Genomic DNA, 21,427 nt, shown 5'->3' with positions numbered 1-21,427 from the left:
TAACACTTTAAACTTCATTCTTGGACTTAGAGCAAATCATAAAAGGATGCCGCAATTATAATCGCGGTTCGCAGGAAGAACTGTACCACCTTTATAAGGGGGTACTTTTCTCTCTGTGCCTTAAGTATTGCCGTAACGAAGCTGAAGCCGAAGACAACCTGCACAATGCATTCATCGAAATATTTACTACCATCGATAAATTTAAAGGAACAGGCTCCTTCGAAGGCTGGATGAAGCGTATCACTATAAATAAAGCCATAAGCAGCTTTAAAAAAACCAAACAACTGACACCTATAAAGGATAACTTTACAAGCGATACCGATGTGGGTGAAGAAGAAATGAATATTCCGGCAGATATAATACTCGATATGGTACAACAACTGCCCGATCAGTACCGGCTTGTATTCTGCCTTTATCAACTGGATGATTATCCGCACAAAGAGATTGCAACAATGCTGTCGATATCCGAAAGCACCTCGAAATCGAACCTGCACAGGGCAAAAGCCATATTAAAAGAAAAAATTACAGCACTTAAAAATGCTGAGCATACCCAAAGCCATGGAAGCTAAAAAAGACATAGGAAAAGCCATTCGTGAAAAACTGGACAGCCTGGACAGGCAGCCCAACGATGCTATGTGGGGTGCTATAAGTGCCGACCTTGACAAACAACAGAAAAAGAAAAGAAAATTTTTCCCATTCTTCTGGTTGTACATTATCATTTGTACCATTATTGGCATTACGGCAACAGCTTATGTGCTTTCTAATACAGAGAATACCAATAAAAAAGATAACTCTCAGCGTAAAGGAACTATAAATACTATTATTACTTCTGAGGAATCTAAAAACGCTGAAAGTAATACAATGAGCACTCCTACCTCATCTGGGAGCAACACAAGCGAAAATAGAGTTGCTGCAGAAAATAATAAAGTTTCGATTTCGACAACAAAAACCGAGGGAAATACAACTATGCCTTCTAAAAACGTAAAAAACACTGTAAGCGATTCTAAAGCTTCTCAGAAAAATTCCGAGGCAAAAGTCACAATAGAATCTTCATCAGTCAAAACCAAACAAAAACAGGCAAGAACAAATAACAACATCAGTAATAAAGATTCACAGTCTGAAACAGCTTATACAGAAAAAGACAAACCTGTAAAATCTAAAAAAACATCAAAAACCGATACAGCCGCGACAGATCATATAGCCACTTTAGGAAACAAGTCTAAAAATGCTAATCGCCCTGATGCTTTAAATGAAAATACTGCTGCAAAAAACAAGCGAACAACAGAAGAAACGGATACTATAAATGATTCATCATTAGCTGCCACTACTAATAACGATAATGCTGCTACAAATAATGAAAAGAGTTCATCGGCTATAGAAACAAAGAACATTGGAAATGGAAATATTGAAAGCATAACCGATACTACAAAAGTTGCAGCAGACAGCCTCAAAGTAACTGTTCCCACAGAAGAAGCGAAAAAAGATGACGAAAACAAAAAAGACAGCATACCACCAGTACCTTACAAGAAATTCTCGGTATATGCTTATGGAGGCCCGTCGTATTTTAGCTTTCCGAACAGCACAGTTGTAACCGATTCCACAACTTCTGATCTCAACACTAAATCCACAACTCGTTTTGGAGTACTTTTTGGCTATCATTTTAATCATAAACTAAGCATTCGCACCGGTGTTTCGGTGTATAAACTGAAGCAATCGGCAAATGGCATTAAGCTAAATTATACCATGGAGTCTACCGGAACAGAAATCGGAATAATGCCCCCTGATAATTTTACCTGGATAGACTACTCTGACGGAGTAACCAATGGTTCCGTAATTGATAAACTTGCTACTGTTTCTGTTAACAACTATGCCGCTATAATAAACATTGACCGCAAACTAAGTTACTTTGAGATTCCGATTGAAGTAAGCTATAACTTGTTCGATCGTCGTTTTGGTGTAAATCTATTTAGCGGAGGCAGTATGCTTCTACTGAATAAAAATGAAGTTTTTGCTTACAACGAAAATGGAAGAGTATTTTTAGGAGAATGGAATGCGGCAAAAAAAACAAGCTTTACCGGAGTTCTTGGTCTTGGATTACACTATAAAATAAACCCTTCTTTCCAGGTGAATGCCGAACCGGTATTTAATTATTATTTCAATTCGTATAGCAACAGTAAGCCATATTCTTTTACTTTCAGAATAGGCCTTCAATACAATTTCGACCTCTAAAGCATTATATCACAAACAAATACACCTATACAAAATTTTATTTTCACTTATGAAAAGTTAAAATCAAAAAATAACTACACTATCGTGTAACTTTTTACCTGCTTGCTACGTATAATATATACATACATAAAACTCAGGAAACGTTACATGAGACAATTAAAAATTACCAAGCAGGTAACCAACAGGGAGACTGCTTCATTAGACAAGTACCTTCAGGAAATTGGAAAAGTGGATTTGATCACTGCAGATGAGGAGGTAGAGTTAGCACAACGTATAAAAGCCGGAGACCAGAGAGCACTTGAAAAACTGACAAAAGCTAACTTACGTTTCGTTGTATCAGTAGCTAAACAATATCAAAATCAGGGCCTGACACTTCCCGATCTTATTAATGAAGGGAATTTAGGACTTATTAAAGCCGCACAACGTTTTGACGAAACACGTGGTTTTAAATTTATATCTTATGCTGTATGGTGGATTCGTCAGTCTATACTTCAGGCTCTTGCAGAGCAATCACGTATAGTACGTTTGCCACTTAACAAAATTGGTTCTATCAACAAAATCAATAAAATGTATGCTTTGCTTGAACAAAGCAACGAGCGTGCTCCTTCAGCTGAAGAGATTGCAAAAGAGCTTGACATGACAGTAAATGACGTTAAAGAGAGTATGAAAAACTCTGGCCGTCACCTGTCAATGGATGCTCCGCTTGTAGAGGGTGAAGATTCTAACCTTTATGACGTACTACGTTCAGGTGAGTCTCCAAACCCGGATCGTGAACTTATCCACGAATCGCTTCGTACTGAAATTGAGCGTGCCCTTGAAACATTAACGCCTCGTGAGGCTGATGTTGTTAGGCTTTATTTCGGTTTAGGTGACCAGCACCCAATGACACTTGAAGAAATTGGAGAAACTTTTGACCTTACACGTGAGCGTGTTCGCCAGATTAAGGAAAAGGCAATCAGAAGGTTAAAACATACTTCGAGAAGCAAGATACTTAAAACCTATTTAGGCTAATTACATATTACTACAAAAAAGACTGCCCGGATTTCATATTTTAAATAAAATTTGTATTTTGGCAGTCTGATTTTGTATGTAAAAACTAAAAATATTTAAAACTACAAACAGTTCAATAACTGTTCGTTTTTTGATTGATGATTGAACTCCGGCTGATTACCGGAGTTTTTTTTTTGTCTAAACCTTCCGTTTTAGCATAACTCAAATTAATTAAATACGGAAAATCTTACATCATAACGTAAACAGTAAACAATAAATTGTACGACAAAACTTATTTTAATATTTTCGTTTCATCTTTCGTTGAATATCACCATCCCTACTATGAAAAAATTACTGTTTCTCTTTCTTATCTTACTTCTTACATCATGCAGCATTACATTTCACAAAAAGATAAATTTTGATTTTCAGCCACAAACTAAAACTTCCTTACTGCATTATCTTGACAGCAGTAAAGTCGATTATCAGATAGCCGATCTTGCTACACTAAAAGACACTACGGTTTTCAGAGCTTTTGCAGTAAAAAACAATTTACCAATTCCTCACGCCTATTTTTTCAACAAAGATGGTTATCAGGTTGAGGATAATTTTAAAGGCACAAGATGTGGCCAGGTTATTAATAATGCTGAAAAAATAAACACTGCCCCTGCCATTACCACAGAACATATTGATAACTGGATAAAAGATTTTACATTCCTTGAAAAATCAGATTTGGGCAGCCAAAATTATGATGCGACTGTTATCCTTACATGGGGATTATATGCAAAAAAAGAGGCCCCAACCATCAACGATACCGGATTTAAATGGTATAAAAGCCTGAAAGAAAAATACTCTGGCATGAAAATCAGAATCATTTTCCTTAATCTGGATTTTCAACGCAACTGGTTCATTGAAGGGGAAAGTGAACAATCGGAATCAACAGGAAATATTACCCAATAAGAACTTAAAAATACATTATTACGATTTTTAGAATGGTAATTTTATGACATTGGCATTTTGTAGCTTAGGCAGTTAAGGTTATCTTTGCCTAAACATACAAATTCACGATGAAAAATACTCTAATTGCACCTTCTGTGCTTTCGGCTGATTTTGCCAACCTGCAACGCGATATCGAAATGATTAATAACAGTGAGGCTGACTGGTTTCACATTGATATCATGGATGGTGTTTTCGTACCAAACATCTCTTTCGGTATGCCGGTACTTGAGGCTATAACACGTCACGCTAAAAAAACAATTGACGTACACCTTATGATCGTTAATCCTGATCAGTACATCAAAACATTTGCTCAGCTTGGCGCTACTAACCTTACCGTGCACATTGAGGCTTGCACACACCTTCACCGTACGCTTCAGGCTATCAAAGCTGAAGGCATGAAAGCAGGTATTGCAGTTAACCCACATACTAATGTATCGCTTCTTGAAGACGTTATCAAAGATGTTGACGTAGTTTGCCTTATGAGTGTTAATCCTGGATTTGGCGGACAGTCTTTCATTGAAAGAACATACGACAAAGTAAAAAAGCTAAAAGAAATTATTACCCGTAACGGTGCTTCTACACTTATCGAGATTGATGGTGGGGTGAGCGACAAAAATGCAAAACAACTGGTTGAGGCAGGTGCCGATGTACTTGTTGCCGGAAACTATGTGTTCAGGGCGGAAGACCCGGTTGCAACCATAGCGGGACTTAAGAAGCTGACCACTTTTTAAATTTCCAAAAACCCAAATAAACATCCAAACCGGCCGAAAGGCCAAACATCTATTCAACATTCTATGAAAAAAATTCCATTATTAATCCTTTTGGCTTCAGGCAGTGCGCTTTGGGGTCAGAACAAAAATCCTTTCGCTACAGATGGCAAAAAGGTAACAGTGTACACCACTGCCGAAAAAACAGGCCAGAAACTGAGCGCCGAACAGGGCACGCTTTCGTTCGCCGAACTGAAGCAGCCGCTTGAAACGCAAATTTCTGTATTTGTTGACCCAAACAAGACTTTCCAAACGGTTATGGGTATAGGTGGAGCGATTACTGATGCTTCTGCGGAGACTTTTGCAAAATTGCCGAAAGACAAACAGAAGGAAATCATCGAGGCCTACTATGACCCGAACAAAGGTATTGGCTACACGCTGGCAAGGACTACCATCCACAGTAGTGACTTTTCAAGTGGCAGCTACACTTACATCAAAGAAGGTGATAAGGAACTGAAATCGTTCAGCGTAGACCACGACAAGAAGTTCCGCATCCCGATGATCAAGCAGGCTATTGCTACTGCAGGAGGCAAACTGACGATGTATGCTTCGCCGTGGAGTCCACCCGCTTTTATGAAGGACAACAAAAACATGCTGAAAGGCGGAAAATTGTTACCTGAATTCTACCAGCCGTGGGCAACCTACTACACTAAGTTCATTAAAGCTTACGAAAAAGAAGGTATTCCAATCTGGGGAATCTCTATCCAGAATGAGCCAATGGCAACCCAAACATGGGAGTCATGTATTTATACAGGCGAAGAAGAGCGTGATTTCCTTAAGAACTACCTTGGGCCAACAATGAAAAAAGAAGGTCTTGGTGATAAAAAGATCATCGCCTGGGATCACAACCGAGATATGCTGTTCCAAAGAGCAAGCACAGTACTTAATGACCCTGAAGCTGCAAAATACGTTTGGGGTATCGGGTACCACTGGTATGAGAACTGGAGCGGTGGCGAACAGATGTTCAACAACCTGAAACTGGTTCACGAAACATATCCTGAAACCAACCTTATCTTTACCGAAGGCTGTAAAGAGAAATTTGACATCAATAAAGTATACGACTGGAAACTGGGCGAGCTTTACGGAACGAACATGATCAACGATTTCAATAATGGCATTGTTGCATGGACAGACTGGAACATCCTCCTTGATGAAACAGGGGGACCTAACCACGTTTTCAACCTTTGTTTTGCACCAATACACGCTAATGTAAAAACAGGAGAGATTATGTATACCAATGAATATTACTACATAGGTCACTTCTCTAAATTCGTACGTCCGGGTGCTAAGCGTATCGCTGTTTCACCAAGCCGTAGCGCTATCAGTGCAACAGGATTCATCAATACTGACGGTAAAGTTGCCGTTATCGTAATGAATAAAGGCGACCAGAAAGTAAACTACAACCTTTGGATAGAAGGCAAGGCCGTAGAAGTTGCAAGTGAGCCACACTCTATACAGACACTGGTTTTCTAAAAAATATACAGAGCACAAAAAAGGCAGCCAATGGCTGCCTTTTGTATTTATAAACCCCAATCAGGATTAAACTTCTTTAAGTACTCTTCCTGCAAGTTTTTGACTTGCTGATGAGAATAATTATTGCTGTTTTTAAGTTCTTCGCGAAAAGCTAATTCATAAGATATGCTTTTGAAAATTACTTTTAATAAACAATCTGTATCAGGCTGAATGCTTCTTTCTAATTCTACTCCCTGCTCTCTGACAACATAGTATAAATCTCCTTCAGAACTTATATCCACAAAAGGATAGGCAAAATCATTTGACTCATTAACTTTTGGAATAAGTTCATATGGTATATCAGCTACTTTTGATATAAGAAGATCAATTTCATTTTCAACTTGCAATTTTAATTCTTCAGCATCCATCCTTAAAAAGTAACATTCCCTGCCAGCTGCTTAAGGGTAATTTCCGATATTTTTGCCTGAAACTGTGCCGTACTGCTTCGTACACGTGCATTTACATAGTTAAGCTGTGCTGCACGAACCTCAAGTTGCGTTATTGTCCCTATACGGTATTTTTCAAGCGTGATATCAAGGTTTTGCATGGCAATTTCTTCGTTGGTCGCCTCAAGCTTTACCAATTCTATATTCGTTAGATATGTCTGAAAAGCCGAGATCAATTGAGAGTTAATAGTCTGCGTTTGCTGATCGACAAGTACTTTACTGTTATCAATCTGTATTTTAGCTATCTTCTCGTTACGGTTCTGTAAAAAACCATTAAATATATTTATGGATGCCGAAACACCATAGTTAAGTCCGCGGCTGTTACTTTGCTGCGTAAACCCAAGGCTCGATTCACTGTTATTAAAGACATAACCGGTATTTACCGCTACCTGCGGATAACGCGAACCCTTAACCTGTTTGAGGTTAAGTTCGGCAACCCTTTTATTGATGAGCGCCAACTGTATCTGCGGATTTTGCTGTGAAGCGATATTCATCAGGTCCCCAAGCTTTAGTTTATCATCGATATTAACCGAATCGATCACCATAAATTTTGTGGTAAGATCGCGCGCCAAAAGTTCATTCAGGTAGGTTTTTGTATTCTCATACAATTCCTTCTGGCGAAGCAGGTTCGTCTGGTCAGTATTCAAGTCCACCTGTGCATTCAGCACTTCCAGTTTAGCTGCTTTACCAATCTTAAATCGGTTGTCTGCTGTGGTTACCCTTTGTTTAGAAATTACAATAGCAGTATCCATCACGGTAAGATTCTGCTGTTGCTGCACCAGGTCAAAGTACGTTGTCATTACATCGCTAACCCTGTTCAGTATCATGAGTTTTAATTCAGTTTCTCCCTGCTTCTGTAATTCCTGTAATTGGTCATAACGGGCAAACATCTTAAAACCATCAAAAATTGTCCACCCCAGGTTTACACCATAATTCATACTATTATTATGTGCATTATCCTGTTCCTGAACTGTACCGTCACTACGTATCTGTTTCAGGTGCTGAATATTATTATTCTGCGTAAATGTACCAGCTACATTGGGTAGCAAACCGGCATTCGCAAGGCTAACATTCTGCTCATCAATTTTCAGGTCATTTTGAGCCAGCTTAATATCGTAATTATTTTCTAACGCGATAGCTATGGCCTGTTGTGGCGTAAGCAGTTCCTGCGCCTGCGAAAGCGTTGTGATAAATATAAATGCTATATATAAATAAAACTTCATAGATACAATGGCTTTAGTCTTCAAGATTATCAAATTCAGGTCGGTGCTTTTTAGGTCGCGACCACATAAAATAAATTGCCGGAATTATAAAAAGGGTAAGTACAAGTGAAAATACCGTTCCTCCAACAATTACAACCCCCATACCAATACGGCTGGTAGATGCTGCCCCTAATGACATCGCAATTGGTAAAGCTCCAAGAGCAATCGCCAAACTCGTCATTAATATCGGGCGAAGACGCGATTCGGCAGCCTCCATAATGGCTTCATATTTTTCTTTTCCTTCTTCACGCAGCTGATTGGCAAATTCCACGATAAGGATACCATTTTTGGTTACAAGCCCGATAAGCATAATGGTACCAATCTGGCTGAAGATGTTCCATGTCTGCCCGAACAACCACAATGATAATAATGCCCCGGCAACTGCCATTGGCACGGTAAGAATAATAATAAAAGGATCTATAAAACTTTCAAATTGTCCTGCCAGTATCAGATAAATTAGCAATAATGCCAATCCGAAAGCAAAAAGGGTATTCGAGCTACTTTCAACAAAGTCACGTGACTCACCACCAAGATCGGTAGTAAATGAATCGTCCAGCACTTTTTCTTTGGCACGCTCCATCGCATCAATACCGTCGCTTATACTCATACCCGGCGCAAGCCCAGCCGATACAGTAGCCGACATATACCTGTTGTTATGGTATAACTGCGGCGGACTGCTTTGCTCATCTACCGAAACAAGGTTATCCAACTGTATTAATTGTCCCGTATTGCTCTTTACAAATGTTGATGTTAAATCGATAGGTGCGGCACGATCGTCCTGTTCAAACTGCCCAATAACCTGGTACTGTTTACCATTCATCATAAAGTATCCAAAACGCTGCCCGCTTAAAGATAATTGTAATGTCTGTGCAACATCAAGCAATGACACACCAAGGCTTTCGGCCTTTTCACGATCAATGGTCACATTGATTTCAGGCTTATTGAACTTAAGATTAACATCGGTCATGGAAAAAGTAGGATCTTTAGCTACTTCATCCATAAATACCGGTATCTTTTCCTGGAGTTTTTCAAAATTCTGTGCCTGTATAATATATTGGATCGGCGGACCTCCCCTGCGGTTTACGGCAATCGTAGGCTGCTCAGACACTGCTGTTTTGGCCTCGCTGTATTTTTTTGTCCATTTGGTAAGGTTAGCAGCGATTTCTTTCTGTGAACGCTCCCTGTTTTCAGGTTCTGTAAGTGCAATTCTAATACGCCCGCTATTTACAGAAGCAGAACCAAAGCCCGGTGATGTAATTACAAGGCTTGCTTTTTTCTCAGGTATCGAATCTTTTATCAATTCCTCCATTTCACGCATAAAACGATCCATGTATTCATAGGAAGCACCTTCGGGTGCCGTAATATTCATCCCTATAAAACTCCTGTCGTCGTATGGCGCTGTTTCTTTTTGAATGATAGTGTAGAACAAACCTATAAAACCAATACAGATGATAAGTATAGGGAAACTCACCCATTTCCTTTTCATAAAATTGGTAAGCATTCCTGCGTAGCCTTTGTTCATCTTTTCAAAATAAGGTTCGGTAAATTCGTAGAATTTCGATTTTTTATGCACTCCTTTTATCAGGTAGGCATTAAGCATTGGTGTAAGTGTAAGTGATACAAATGCCGATACCAGTACCGCTGCCGCGATTACGACCCCAAACTCCCGGAAGAGTCGTCCAACAAAACCTTCAAGGAAAATTACCGGAAGGAACACTGCCGCAAGCGTTATGGAAATAGAGATAACCGCAAAGAAAATCTCATTAGCACCTTTCATAGCTGCCTCAATAGGCGTCATACCTTCTTCCACCTTTTTAAATATATTTTCGGTAACAACAATACCATCATCTACCACAAGCCCGGTAGCCAATACAATAGCCAATAGTGTAAGTACATTTATGGAGAACCCGAAAATATACATGATAAAGAATGTAGCAATAAGGGAAACAGGTATATCTAATAAAGGGCGTAATGCTATTGCCCAGTCACGGAAGAAAAGATAAATAATCAAAGTTACGAGTATGATAGATATTGCCAGTGTTTCAGCCACCTCCAGTACCGACTTTTTAATAAATACCGTATTATCGATAACGATATTAGTAATCAGATCTCCCGGCAGCTCTTTTTTCATCTGTTCATACTGAGCATAAAAAGCATCGGCAATCTCAACATAGTTTGTTCCCGGCTGCGGAATGATCGCAAGCCCCACCAGCTGCTGACCATCGTTGGTCATTTTGGTTTCTGTATTCTCAGGCCCCAGCTCGGCATTACCTACATCGCTGAAGCGTACTATCTTCTCCCCTTCGGATTTTATTATAATATTATTAAACTGCTCAGGTGTTGCAAGGTTACCCAATGTTTTAATGGTCAGTTCGGTATTAGCTCCTGTAAGCTTACCTGTTGGCAACTCTACGTTTTGGCTATTCAGTGCATTACGCACATCACTAACAGTAACTCCATACGAATTTAGTTGTATAGGGTCAAGCCAAAGCCTCATGGCATAACGTTTCTGTCCCCATATCTGCACGCTACTCACACCGGGAATGGTCTGTAATCTTTCGGCAATTACATTCTCGGCATAATCACTCAATTCCAATGGATTTCTTGTAGCACTCTGAACGGTCATTGTAATGATCGGTTCCGAATCGGCGTCAGCCTTAGATACTACAGGCGGAGCATCGATATCCTGCGGAAGACTTCGAACAGCCTGCGATACTTTGTCACGCACATCATTAGCAGCTTCCTCAAGGTTCTTTTCAAGTTCAAATTCTATGGTAATATTACTAGAACCCTGGTTACTCGACGAGGTAATATTTCGGATACCATCAATAGAGTTAATGGCTTTTTCGAGTGGTTCAGTAATTTGCGATTCAATAATATCGGCATTAGCACCGGCATAACTTGTACGAACAGATATTTGTGCCGGATCGATAGAAGGAAACTCCCTTACGCCAAGAAAGGTATAACCTATAACCCCAAAAAGGATTATGCCCACATTCATTACAATGGTAAGTACGGGACGTTTTATGCTTAACGTAGATAAACTCATCGCTACTTCGCTTTTTTAGTTAGCGATACTTTTACCGGAGTCTCTTTCTTCAGGGTTAGCACACCAGTCGTTAGCACCGTATCTCCGGCTTTAAGTCCTGAAAGCACTACAATATCCTTATCAGTACGTGTACCTGTTTCTACAGTAGCTTCCTGGGCCTGCCCATTCCTTACAACAAATACCTTTTTACCTCCCTGAACCGGTACAATAGCCTCGGTAGGAATTACAAAAGCATCCTTAACCTCATCCAGGGGAAGGATGACATTTGCAAAAGTACCCGGCAACAGTTTACCCTGTGCATTTTCAGCAATAGCCCTAACCTTTAAGGTACGGGTGGTAACTTCTACCGAAGGTTCTAATGCATATACTTTAGCCTGGAATGTCTCATTGCTTCCTGATACAGTAAAAGTAATTACTGAATTCACCTTCATTTGCGAAGCATATTTTTCAGGAACAGAAAAGGTAATCTTAATCTGACTGCTGTTTACAAGATTTGTAATAAGCGTAGTAGGCGTTACATAAGTTCCGGGCGATATATTACGTAAACCAATAGTCCCTGAAAACGGGGCTCTTATTGAAGTTTTTCCTATTTGTGCATTAATAAGTTGTGTCTGTGCCAAAGCTGTTTTATAATCAGCACTTGCTATATCATATTCTTCCTGGCTTATTGCCTCTTTTTGCAGCAGCAATCGGGCGCGTCTTTCATTTTCAGCCGCAAGGGTTTGCCTTGTTTTTGCCTGACCTGCCTGAGCACGCAATTCTATATCATTAATTTTTACCAATACCTGGCCTTTGCTCACCTTAGCACCTTCGGTAAAAAATATTTTCTCGGCAATACCCGACACCTCTGAATGCACTTCAATCTGTTCATTAGCCTCTATCGAACCTGAAAGCGAAAGTGTATTGGCAAACTCCTGAGGAGCAACAACTACTCCGTTTACAGCCATAGGAGGCTTTTTACCATCTTTTCCTCCACCTCCGGCAGCGTCCATTTTTTGTTTTTTATTTTCAGATATCCTGTAAAACACAAGGGCTCCAACGCCCGCAAATAAGAGTGTGTATACGATGTATTTAACCTTCATAATTATGATATAGTATAGCGATTCGCAAATCTACACGAATAGAATGCCATTGTTATTACGAAATCGTAATAAATGACCAATTCAATTCGTCAAAGGCATAATATGCAGTTGCTTTGCAAAGCTAAGTCAATATAGTATTGAATAGGAAAAACCAGTCAATACTTTAACACAAATATTCAGACTTATTTTCTTACATAAAACAATAACTATCAAACAACTACATATTTATCCATACAGGAAAATGAAGCTTTTTATAAATATGCTAAAGAAAAATACGATAAGATGGCAGAATATCAGGACAAAAGGTAATTTTTAACCGCTTTATAATGAGCTACGTTTTTTTTTAGGTAAATTGACTCATTGTTAGTTAGTTAATTGCATCACAAACAGTATTTGCGGTCCCAAACAGATACTTAAAGATAATGTGTGTGCTTATTTCAGAAAAAAGGCTTCCCGTTCCTTGCGGGAAGCTTTTTTAGCAAAATATACTTATGAGAATTTCCTGTATAAAGGTAACAATCATCATTATGAACTGTAACATAACTATTGTTTTTTGATTGTGGTTTTTCTTTGATTAAAGAACATTGTAAACGCGATAATAAAGCCAAATAGTATGGGCTTAAAAAAATCTATCCCAAAAATAATGTGACCTAAAAATCCAAGAGCACTAAAAATAAGCAATAGCACTAATATGCCTACACCATACCTTAAATATGGATGAGCCGTCTCCATGAAAGGCTTTGGCTGGCTATTGATGTACAGAAAACAGCTTATTGCTGCTCCCACTGCAAGGTAACCATACCATCTTACATCAAATAATGTATCGGCAAGATAACCTATAACCATACTAATGAATAGTGTAGTGCAAAAAATTAAAATATGCCTGAAGGTAATTTTCATTTGGATTACTATACCTGAGGAAGTTGTTTTTTCCTCATATTATACTGAATAGCTGTAACTGCCGCAGCGGCACCTAAAAGAGGGGCAAGAATTCTTATTCCGTCAAAGTAAAACAGTACTGCTCCAATCACAGAAAAGACAAGCAGATTTACAATAATAAGGATGGCAAGCAATTGTTTTTTAGTTGTAATTTTCATATTCGGTTGATTTATCTGATTTATAATACAAACTTACCAAACCTCTAAAACAGAAAATTGTAAAATTGGGACACTTCCGTTTAATCTTCAAAATACCAGTACGTTTCCTGGCTTCCCAACTTTGTAAGTTTAGACAGCAACGCTTTAGGTGACTGATTCGTAACCGATTTAAAATGTTTAATATAATGCGCCTGATCGTAGTAAAGACTGTAAAGGGCAACATCGGTTAAAGATGCTTCTTCTCCCATAGCCTGAGAATAGTTTAATGCATTACGGAACATTACCAGCTTTTTATATTCCTCCACACTACAGCAAAGATGTTTTTTAAAAAGGCGCAATAACGTTTTACGGTTCACATCCAGAAGTTCCGAAAGTTCATCGACCTTAACCGAACCATTTGAATTTAATATTTCCTGCACCGCTTTTTTTACGACTGGCTCATTGAACCCAGAAAAAGTATCTGCAAAAAAAGTATCCAACACAGCACCTTTAGCTTCAGCATCACTTTCGGCGTACACACTTTGCAAAGTTTTTACAAAAGAGGCTCCAAAGCAATCAAGCTTATTGGTTGCCTGATCAAAAAAGTTTCCAAGGGGTTCTTTTAGAAAATGATTCAGTCCAAGCGGATTGAATACAATACCCACCTTATTGAAAATGCCGTTAAGCTGTACTTTAAAATTCTGGTCAGTATTTATGGAATAGAAAGAAAGAATAGCATCATCTGCTGAAGGCAGGACTACAGACCCTTCTTCGGTAAGACTAACATCGGATCCTTTATAAACCGTAATTGCATGTTTGTAATTAGGATAAAAAAAGAATCTTTTAGTGAATAAAGGATCGTCAGACACATGAAAATAGTAGTAGTCAATATATTTTGCTACCACCTCATCTTTTGGTTTTATAGTTATGAAATTACCCGTTGAATCCAAATGCGATTTTCTTTTCTGTCCTGTAAAAATAAGGAATTACAAGAAAATATAACAGAAAAATAACCTAAGATATTATACATAAAAATCTTATTAGAAAAACAATAAAAGTTAGCCTCCTAAAACATTATTTTAAAATAAAATAAAAAATAATTTTTAGACTAATCTAAATTTATACTTTTGCAATACTAATTATTAGTTTAGATAATGAAAAAACATATACTATTTATATTATTATTCGCAACAATCCCCCTGTTTGCCCAAACCGGAAGCATAAAGGGAAAAATTACGCAAAACAATGAACCCGTTCCCGCAGTTAGTATTGTTCTACTTCCTACAGGACAATCAATTGCCGCCGATAATGACGGAAAGTATGAAATAAAAGACATACCGTTCGGCACCTATGAGGTTATATTCAGTTCGGTTGGAATGCTTAACGAACGTAAAAAAGTTACCTTAAACAGTAGTACGCCTATAATCCTGAATATTGTTATGCAGGACGAGAATAAAGCCCTTGATGAAGTGGTTATTACCGGTACCATGAAGGAAGTAAGCCGTAGTGACAGCCCTATCCCTGTAGAAATAATAACACCAAAATTGTTTAAAAAGAATCCCACTGCCAGTCTTTTTGAGGCTGTAGGAATGGTGAACGGCGTTATGCCACAGCTTAACTGCAACGTATGTAATACAGGTGACATCCATATTAATGGTATGGAAGGCCCATACACCATGATACTCATAGACGGTATGCCGATAGTTAGTGCCCTGTCAACCGTCTATGGGCTAAGTGGTATACCGAACAGCATTGTAGAACGCATTGAAGTGGTAAAAGGCCCCGCATCATCACTGTACGGGTCTGAAGCTATGGGAGGCATTATTAATGTGATAACCAAAAGCCCAACTAAGGCACCTGTTGTAAGTGCTGATTATTTTTTTACAAGCTGGGGGGAACAAAGTCTTGATGCCGCAGTAAAGCTTAAAGCCGGAAAAGCTACTTCGTTATTAGGAGTAAACTATTTTAACTATAGCGTACTTGCCGATAAGAACGGTGATAATTTTACCGATGTTACCCAACAAAACCGTATCTCATTATTCAATAAATGGAATTTTGAACGTAAAGAAAATCGTGCTTTTAGCCTGGGTACGCGCTATGTATATGAAGACCGTTGGGGTGGCGAGATGAACTGGACCAAACAATGGCGTGGCAGTGACAGCATTTATGGCGAAAGCATTTATACCAAACGTGCAGAACTTATAGGCTTATACCAGCTTCCTACAACCGAAAGGATATTTACCCAGTTCTCCTATAACTGGCATGATCAGAATTCTTATTATGGTTTTACGCCTTATATGGCTAATCAGCAGGTAGCCTTCATACAAACCTATTGGGACAAGCAGTTTGGCCCCAACCACAACTTCCTGTTAGGAGGAGCTTTCCGTTACACCTATTATGACGACAACACTCCGGCTACCTCCAGCACAGACGGTTTAGCCAACAGGCCACAGGAAACACCATTACCAGGACTATTTGTACAGGATGAATGGACACTCAATGAAAAACATAAATTATTGGGAGGTTATCGTTTTGATTATGACAAAAACCACGGTGGCGTGCATTCGCCAAGGGTAGCTTATAAATTTGCTCCTAACCACAATAATACTGTCAGAGCAAGCTTTGGTACAGGCTTTAGAGTGGTAAACCTTTTTACCGAAGACCATGCGGCGCTAACAGGTGCACGCGATGTTGTAATTACCGAAGCACTGAAACCGGAACGCTCCTATAATGGTAACCTGAACTATATATTAAAAGTTCCTTCAAATTTTGCCTTCCTTAATTTTGACATCACAGGCTTTTACTCCTATTTTACCAATAAGATCGTAGGCGATTTCGATACTGATCCGGATAAGATTATTTACGACAACCTGAAAGGGCATGCCATATCGCAGGGTGTATCCTTAAACACAGATGTAACTTTCAATTTTCCGTTGAAGATGATGGTAGGCGTATCATACATGGATGTTTTCCAGATAGAAAACAAAGGTAATGGCGAAGAAAGGTCACAACAGCTTCATGCGCCTAAATGGACCGGTAATTTTGTTGCTACCTACAGCTTTAAAAACAATTACAGTATAGATGTTACCGGCAACTGGTATGGCCCGATGCGGCTACCCATATTACCTAATGACTACAGATCGGAATACTCACCGTGGTTCTGCATTGCCAATATTCAGTTTACCAAAAAATTCACTTACGGACTTGAATTGTATATGGGCATGAAAAACCTCTTTGATTTTGTACCAAAAGACCCGTTAATGCGTCCGTTTGATCCTTTTAATAAAACAGCCGATGATCCGGTAACCAATCCTAACGGATATACTTTTGATACCAGCTATAATTATGGATCGCTACAGGGCAGAAGAATTTATATAGGGATGCGCTATAACCTGTTTTAAAACAGGAATAATTTTTAATCATTGCGAGTGAAGTGAACGTAACGCGACAATCCTTGAGATTACCGTGCTATACTTCCCCGCAATGATAAAAAGGGAACAGGTTACTTATTAATTGGGATTGGTTCTTTCTGTTCATTAATAGCCACAAAAGTAAAATCGCCTGTTATGGCTTTTTCCCTGTTATCAGAATACATATTCTCGACATATATCTCAACATGTACCTTAAGACTGGTATTACCAATATGTGTAACCTTGCCTATCAATTCAGCAAAAGTACCCGCCGGTATTGGCTTTTTAAAGTCGATACGGTCACTGCTCACGGTAACCATTCGTTGTCTGCTGAAACGTGTAGCGGTAATAAAGGCTACCTCATCCATAAGATGCATGGCCATACCTCCAAAGAGCGTATCGTAATGATTGGTTGTATTAGGAAATATTGCTTTAAAAATGTGTGTTTGAGCAGCGTCTATTTTTTCTTGTAAAGTCATTATTAGTTATTGTTTCTAAGGTTTCCCCACACTACGCAGGTACTCCCCCATGTGAATCCGGCACCAAAAGCGGTAAGCAATATTTTATCGCCGGGTTTAAAATCATTATGAAAATCCCACAGGCAAAGCGGCAATGTCGCTGCCGTCGTGTTGCCATAGCGCTCAATATTTACCTTTATCTTTTGTTTAGGAATACCAAGGTTTTGACCAACTGAATCGATAATACGCAGGTTCGCCTGATGTGGCACTACCCAGTCTATAGTTTCGGTAGAAAGGTTCAGCTTTTGCAAAAGTTCATTGCTGGCTGTAGTCATACCATTTATGGCGTTCTTAAACACTGTGCGCCCATCCTGTTGTACATAATGTCTTTTCTCATCGAGTGTCTGCTGACCTGTTCCCTCTGCCGATCCTCCTGCCGGAACCGAAAGAAACTGTATACCGCTTCCGTCAGATTTATAGACTGTATCTAAAACTCCTGTCCCGTCCTGAGCAGGTTCCAGTAATACCGCTCCTGCCCCATCTCCAAAAAGCACACAGGTATTACGGTCTTCGTAGTTTACAATAGCACTCATTTTGTCGGCTCCAACTAAAAGTACTTTTTTATGCCTGCCGCTCTCTACAAGTGACGCTGCTACGGAAAGCGCGTATAAAAACCCACTACAGGCAGCATTCAGGTCAAAACCCCAGGCATTTTTAAGACCTGCTTTTACACAGGCAAGCGGTGCAGTAGGCGAAAGTATCGTATCAGGTGTAGAAGTAGCCAGTATAAGTACTTCTATTTCTTCTGGGTCTACTCCTGAATTCTCAAGCAGGTTTTGTATTGCAAAAGCAGCCATATCTGAAGTTGCTTTGCCCGGTTCGAGTATTCTGCGTTCTTTTATTCCGGTTCGGGTAATAATCCATTCGTCTGATGTATCTACCATCTTCTCCAGAGTGGCATTATCAAGTATGGTTTGGGGTACATAACCACCAACAGCAGTAATTGCTGCATTCATTTTGGTATTCATAAAATTAAATTGGTAAATAAGTAAGCCTTAGGCCGCAATTGTTTTGCCCGACTAACCCGATGCCGTTACTACGGCAAATGTTGCTTTAGGACTCAGGCGTTCACCAAAGTAACATTTCTGAATGTGTCTCATGTTTACTTGCTTTTAAAAAATTAATAAATTAGTTAAAAGCCCTTTTGCCCATTTCACAATGCCTTAAGAAGCTTAGGTTCGGGCACGGGAATACCATGAAATAACCGAAAACCAATTGCTTCAAACCGCGAAAGCATTGTCAAGTAAGTAATGGCAGGTCTCCTGACTTATGCCGTTTTTACGGTCCTTCCCATCCGCCTATTGCGAACAGTGGACATGAGTAGTAAAAACTGTGGTGTGGCATTTACAGTTGCGCGACAGTTCGTGATTTGCACACGATTCCCTTTTCATTCCGGCTATTGCCGAAAACCATTCCTGTTTGAAAAGAAATTAAGTAAAGAACTTATGGCTGCAAATATACCAACAATAATCTATACAAAAGTCCTGTCCCGCCAATAATGACGGGGCAGGACAACTAACTCAAACGTTATTGTTTATAAACGGTTTTGCTCTTCGGTTTTTTGTACAGCTTTTCCATCCTGTAATTTCTGGTTACCAAAACGGTACCTGAACTGGATCCTGAAGCTTTGTGTATCACCATAAGACCTGTAGCTACTGTACTGATTGGCATAACTTGTAGTGGTAGTTTGGCGCTCCCCTCTATAAATATCAGAGAATATAAGCGAAATTTCGCCGTTTTCCTTCCAGAATCGTTTCCTGAAACTTATAGAGAGACTCGAAATATCTCCTAATTTGTAAGCTCCATATACAGTTGCTGATGAGTAAAAGAAACTAAGCTCTGCAAAGAAGTCCTTCTTTTTATTCAGCATAAAACGGTTATTAGTATTGCCGTAAAATGTCCACCTGTCTATTTCCCGAATAGTTCCATCTGCTCCCTGAAAACTGTTTTGCTGATATCCTGCCGTTAAAAAAGTCCCTGCTTCCCACCACGGAAACAATTCTACATTAGTGTTAAATTCAGCTCCCACTGATGTATTGCTGCTGATGTTGGTATACTCTGTTATTATGGTGCTGGTTGCATAGTCCTGATAGGTAATATTAGCAAAAGGATCTTTTTCGTAACGGTAAAACGCACCAAACATATACTTGCCTTTTAGCGTATACTGCAGCCCAAAATTATGGGCTATAGTAGGCTGCAGCTGCGGATTTCCTGTTGTATACGAAAAAGGGGTACTGTAGGACCTGAACGGATTAAGCATACCATACTGTGGCCTTATGATGCGCTTGCCATACGAGAAACCTATCTGATGATTGTCAGAAGCTTTATAAAGCGCATACGCCGACGGAAATAACTTGAAGTAGTTCTGACTGTTTACCTCTCCGGTAGTTTCCAGATCGCCCTCAAGCTTAGTATGTTCGCCACGAAGTCCCAGCTTAAAGCCCCATTTACCAAATTCCCTGTCGGCACCAATATAACCGGCCATGATGGTTTCATCATACAAAAACATGTTCGAGAGGTTGCCCGGAACCGGTACACCATCAATTTCGCTATAGTAATCAAAGTTATTTTCAGCATCAACCTTACCATAACGCATTCCTCCTTCAATTCTGGTAGTGCCTACCTGTCCGTTATAATCCGCCTGAACGGATAACAAATCGATACGTCGGGTGTCATCACTCTGGATATCCTGCTGTCTGTATGGCGCAGCATCGGGCAGTGAAAAAGCCGTATTTATATCCTGATCCTGATTGGTGTAATATGAAGTATAATCAGACGAAAGAACCAACATGTGCGTAGCATTAAACTTATGCTCAAAAGACCCTGTAAAAGTACTGTTCTTTTCCGGATAGTCCCTATGATTATGGCTGGTAAACAATGAGTCAAGCTGCCCTGATGAATTGTAAATATAGGTTGGCGTATCTACAAGCGCAGTGCTCTTAAGACTTTGAAAACCGTTAAATCCTGCCGAAAAGGTATTAAGTGAATCGATGGTATATTCAGCAGTTATGTTATAGCTGTTTTGCTGTTTTGCACGGTAATTCGATTTTTCTATACTCTTCCATGTAGATGAGACATCGCCATTGGCATCAAAGTATTTTACATCACCTTTGCTTTCGCCATAATAATGCCCCGACCCAAACATGTACCCACCAAAAACCGTAAGCTTCTTACCTTTATAATAATGGTTGGTTGCGACCACACCTTTAGGATACATCGACTGCACATAGGCTCCCGTTGCCATACCTTTATAGCCCCCTCCAATATTCTTTTTCATTTTGATGTTCAGTACGGCACTACCCTGGGCTTCATATTTAGCAGGTGGTGTTGTGATTACCTCAACCGATTTTATATTGCTGCCATCAGTATTTTCAAGAAGATTTTTGAGCTCCGTTCCGGTAAGATATACTTTCTTGTCGTTTATGGTAACCAGTATACCGCTGCTTCCGCGAATGGAAAGTCCGTCGCTCGAAGCAATCACTCCCGGAGTTTTCTTAACTATTTCCCATGCATTATCTGATGACAGGATAGAATTCTCAACATCAAACTCAAGACGGTCTATCTTACGTGTTACCACAGGCCTTTTTTGATCTATCACTACACCATCAAGCTCTTTAGCCGATGCCTGAAGCACAATATCCGGCAGTTTCAAATTTGCTGTTATCTCAAGTGCGGCACTATAACTCTCGTAACCTATAGTGTTTATCTCTAATGTATATTCTTTCTGATCTGGATCGGATGCAATTTCAAAATGGCCATTCTCATCTGTAAATGATGTCCTCATAAAAGTACTATCTTTTACTACTGCTTTCAGGACTACATTGGCAAATGCAACCGGCTGTTTGTTGGTATCTATTACTTTACCCGATACGGCGGGGTTCTGCGCCGCACAGGCAAGTGAAATGAAAGTGATTAAAAATGAAAACAAACGTTTTTTGTTGATGATTGAACCCATGATGATGATTTGATGATTACCGCAAAGCTCAGTAAATGTTCTCACCTTTATGGTTAATGCTAGGTTAACGACAGGTTAATGGGGGTATTCACTTACCATCGGAATAAGGAAAACCTTAGTTTTGTATCTTGCAGA

Annotated in this window: 17 protein-coding genes and 1 riboswitch; of the genes, 7 read left to right on the top strand and 10 right to left on the bottom strand. The window is 39.5% G+C overall.

What is annotated here, in order from left to right; all coding sequences use genetic code 11:
* Positions 1–20 precede the first annotated feature (20 nt).
* The 6 genes from DEU42_RS01285 to DEU42_RS01260 all read left to right on the top strand — a co-directional run bounded on the left by DEU42_RS01285 (position 21) and on the right by DEU42_RS01260 (position 6,455).
* Positions 21–569 carry an RNA polymerase sigma factor gene (locus tag DEU42_RS01285; RefSeq protein ID WP_114756469.1) on the top strand — a complete coding sequence of 183 codons (549 nt, stop codon included), beginning with the start codon at positions 21–23 and terminating at the stop codon, positions 567–569.
* Positions 538–2,229: a hypothetical protein gene (locus tag DEU42_RS01280; RefSeq protein ID WP_147278039.1), complete on the top strand. Its 1,692-nt coding sequence runs from the start codon at positions 538–540 to the stop codon at positions 2,227–2,229. Before DEU42_RS01285 ends, DEU42_RS01280 begins: the two co-directional genes overlap by 32 nt.
* Before the next feature lie 147 nt (positions 2,230–2,376).
* Positions 2,377–3,240, top strand: a complete 864-nt coding sequence (locus DEU42_RS01275) for an RNA polymerase sigma factor RpoD/SigA (protein ID WP_020212501.1) — start codon at positions 2,377–2,379, stop codon at positions 3,238–3,240.
* A 321-nt stretch (positions 3,241–3,561) separates the two neighbouring features.
* Entirely contained in the window at positions 3,562–4,176 is a 615-nt protein-coding gene (locus DEU42_RS01270; RefSeq protein ID WP_114756467.1) for a hypothetical protein, read from the top strand.
* A gap of 107 nt (positions 4,177–4,283) precedes the next feature.
* Positions 4,284–4,946 carry a ribulose-phosphate 3-epimerase gene (gene rpe, locus DEU42_RS01265; protein WP_114756466.1) on the top strand — a complete coding sequence of 221 codons (663 nt, stop codon included), beginning with the start codon at positions 4,284–4,286 and terminating at the stop codon, positions 4,944–4,946.
* A 63-nt stretch (positions 4,947–5,009) separates the two neighbouring features.
* Positions 5,010–6,455 (top strand): glycoside hydrolase family 30 protein, encoded by a 1,446-nt coding sequence (locus tag DEU42_RS01260; protein WP_114756465.1) that lies wholly within the window; start codon positions 5,010–5,012, stop codon positions 6,453–6,455.
* A 47-nt stretch (positions 6,456–6,502) separates the two neighbouring features.
* Here the strand turns inward: DEU42_RS01260 and DEU42_RS01255 are convergent, their stop codons facing one another.
* The 7 genes from DEU42_RS01255 to DEU42_RS01225 all read right to left on the bottom strand — a co-directional run bounded on the left by DEU42_RS01255 (position 6,503) and on the right by DEU42_RS01225 (position 14,359).
* Positions 6,503–6,862: a hypothetical protein gene (locus DEU42_RS01255; RefSeq protein ID WP_114756464.1), complete on the bottom strand. Its 360-nt coding sequence runs from the start codon at positions 6,860–6,862 to the stop codon at positions 6,503–6,505.
* Between the two features lie 2 nt (positions 6,863–6,864).
* Positions 6,865–8,163: a TolC family protein gene (locus DEU42_RS01250; protein ID WP_114756463.1), complete on the bottom strand. Its 1,299-nt coding sequence runs from the start codon at positions 8,161–8,163 to the stop codon at positions 6,865–6,867.
* Between the two features lie 13 nt (positions 8,164–8,176).
* Positions 8,177–11,251, bottom strand: coding sequence for an efflux RND transporter permease subunit (locus tag DEU42_RS01245; RefSeq protein ID WP_114756462.1), 3,075 nt, complete (start codon positions 11,249–11,251; stop codon positions 8,177–8,179).
* Positions 11,252–11,253: 2 nt separating this feature from the next.
* Positions 11,254–12,333, bottom strand: coding sequence for an efflux RND transporter periplasmic adaptor subunit (locus DEU42_RS01240; protein WP_114756461.1), 1,080 nt, complete (start codon positions 12,331–12,333; stop codon positions 11,254–11,256).
* Between the two features lie 543 nt (positions 12,334–12,876).
* Positions 12,877–13,233 (bottom strand): hypothetical protein, encoded by a 357-nt coding sequence (locus tag DEU42_RS01235; protein ID WP_147278038.1) that lies wholly within the window; start codon positions 13,231–13,233, stop codon positions 12,877–12,879.
* A gap of 8 nt (positions 13,234–13,241) precedes the next feature.
* Complete coding sequence (locus tag DEU42_RS01230) at positions 13,242–13,430, bottom strand: hypothetical protein (protein ID WP_114756459.1); 189 nt, start codon at positions 13,428–13,430, stop codon at positions 13,242–13,244.
* An 80-nt stretch (positions 13,431–13,510) separates the two neighbouring features.
* Positions 13,511–14,359, bottom strand: a complete 849-nt coding sequence (locus DEU42_RS01225) for a helix-turn-helix domain-containing protein (RefSeq protein ID WP_233506594.1) — start codon at positions 14,357–14,359, stop codon at positions 13,511–13,513.
* A 204-nt stretch (positions 14,360–14,563) separates the two neighbouring features.
* Here DEU42_RS01225 and DEU42_RS01220 point away from each other — a divergent pair, with 204 nt between their 5' ends.
* Positions 14,564–16,810 (top strand): TonB-dependent receptor, encoded by a 2,247-nt coding sequence (locus DEU42_RS01220; RefSeq protein ID WP_114756457.1) that lies wholly within the window; start codon positions 14,564–14,566, stop codon positions 16,808–16,810.
* A 101-nt stretch (positions 16,811–16,911) separates the two neighbouring features.
* Here the strand turns inward: DEU42_RS01220 and DEU42_RS01215 are convergent, their stop codons facing one another.
* From DEU42_RS01215 to DEU42_RS01205, 3 genes are all read right to left on the bottom strand, one after another.
* Positions 16,912–17,298, bottom strand: coding sequence for an acyl-CoA thioesterase (locus DEU42_RS01215; RefSeq protein ID WP_114756456.1), 387 nt, complete (start codon positions 17,296–17,298; stop codon positions 16,912–16,914).
* A 2-nt stretch (positions 17,299–17,300) separates the two neighbouring features.
* Complete coding sequence (locus DEU42_RS01210) at positions 17,301–18,305, bottom strand: beta-ketoacyl-ACP synthase III (protein WP_114756455.1); 1,005 nt, start codon at positions 18,303–18,305, stop codon at positions 17,301–17,303.
* 266 nt (positions 18,306–18,571) lie between these two features.
* A riboswitch (cobalamin riboswitch) is annotated at positions 18,572–18,766 on the bottom strand.
* A gap of 105 nt (positions 18,767–18,871) precedes the next feature.
* A complete protein-coding gene (locus DEU42_RS01205) occupies positions 18,872–21,337 on the bottom strand; it encodes an outer membrane beta-barrel family protein (protein ID WP_147278037.1) in 2,466 nt (821 codons plus the stop codon).
* Between the last annotated feature and the right edge of the window lie 90 nt (positions 21,338–21,427).

Source organism: Flavobacterium sp. AG291, from assembly GCF_003350375.1.
In the GTDB taxonomy this organism is placed as follows: Bacteria; Bacteroidota; Bacteroidia; order Flavobacteriales; family Flavobacteriaceae; genus Flavobacterium; species Flavobacterium suzhouense.
This window is presented reverse-complemented; position numbering and strand designations above follow the sequence as displayed.

What these genes read in the sequence shown, in the direction of transcription:
- DEU42_RS01280 (WP_147278039.1), top strand. Translation starts at nt 538, where the DNA reads ATGCTGAGCATACCCAAAGCCATGGAAGCTAAAAAAGACATAGGAAAA.
- DEU42_RS01275 (WP_020212501.1), top strand. Translation starts at nt 2,377, where the DNA reads ATGAGACAATTAAAAATTACCAAGCAGGTAACCAACAGGGAGACTGCT.
- DEU42_RS01270 (WP_114756467.1), top strand. Translation starts at nt 3,562, where the DNA reads ATGAAAAAATTACTGTTTCTCTTTCTTATCTTACTTCTTACATCATGC.
- rpe (WP_114756466.1), top strand. Translation starts at nt 4,284, where the DNA reads ATGAAAAATACTCTAATTGCACCTTCTGTGCTTTCGGCTGATTTTGCC.
- DEU42_RS01260 (WP_114756465.1), top strand. Translation starts at nt 5,010, where the DNA reads ATGAAAAAAATTCCATTATTAATCCTTTTGGCTTCAGGCAGTGCGCTT.
- DEU42_RS01255 (WP_114756464.1), bottom strand. Translation starts at nt 6,862, where the DNA reads ATGGATGCTGAAGAATTAAAATTGCAAGTTGAAAATGAAATTGATCTT.
- DEU42_RS01250 (WP_114756463.1), bottom strand. Translation starts at nt 8,163, where the DNA reads ATGAAGTTTTATTTATATATAGCATTTATATTTATCACAACGCTTTCG.
- DEU42_RS01245 (WP_114756462.1), bottom strand. Translation starts at nt 11,251, where the DNA reads ATGAGTTTATCTACGTTAAGCATAAAACGTCCCGTACTTACCATTGTA.
- DEU42_RS01240 (WP_114756461.1), bottom strand. Translation starts at nt 12,333, where the DNA reads ATGAAGGTTAAATACATCGTATACACACTCTTATTTGCGGGCGTTGGA.
- DEU42_RS01235 (WP_147278038.1), bottom strand. Translation starts at nt 13,233, where the DNA reads ATGAAAATTACCTTCAGGCATATTTTAATTTTTTGCACTACACTATTC.
- DEU42_RS01230 (WP_114756459.1), bottom strand. Translation starts at nt 13,430, where the DNA reads ATGAAAATTACAACTAAAAAACAATTGCTTGCCATCCTTATTATTGTA.
- DEU42_RS01220 (WP_114756457.1), top strand. Translation starts at nt 14,564, where the DNA reads ATGAAAAAACATATACTATTTATATTATTATTCGCAACAATCCCCCTG.
- DEU42_RS01215 (WP_114756456.1), bottom strand. Translation starts at nt 17,298, where the DNA reads ATGACTTTACAAGAAAAAATAGACGCTGCTCAAACACACATTTTTAAA.
- DEU42_RS01210 (WP_114756455.1), bottom strand. Translation starts at nt 18,305, where the DNA reads ATGAATACCAAAATGAATGCAGCAATTACTGCTGTTGGTGGTTATGTA.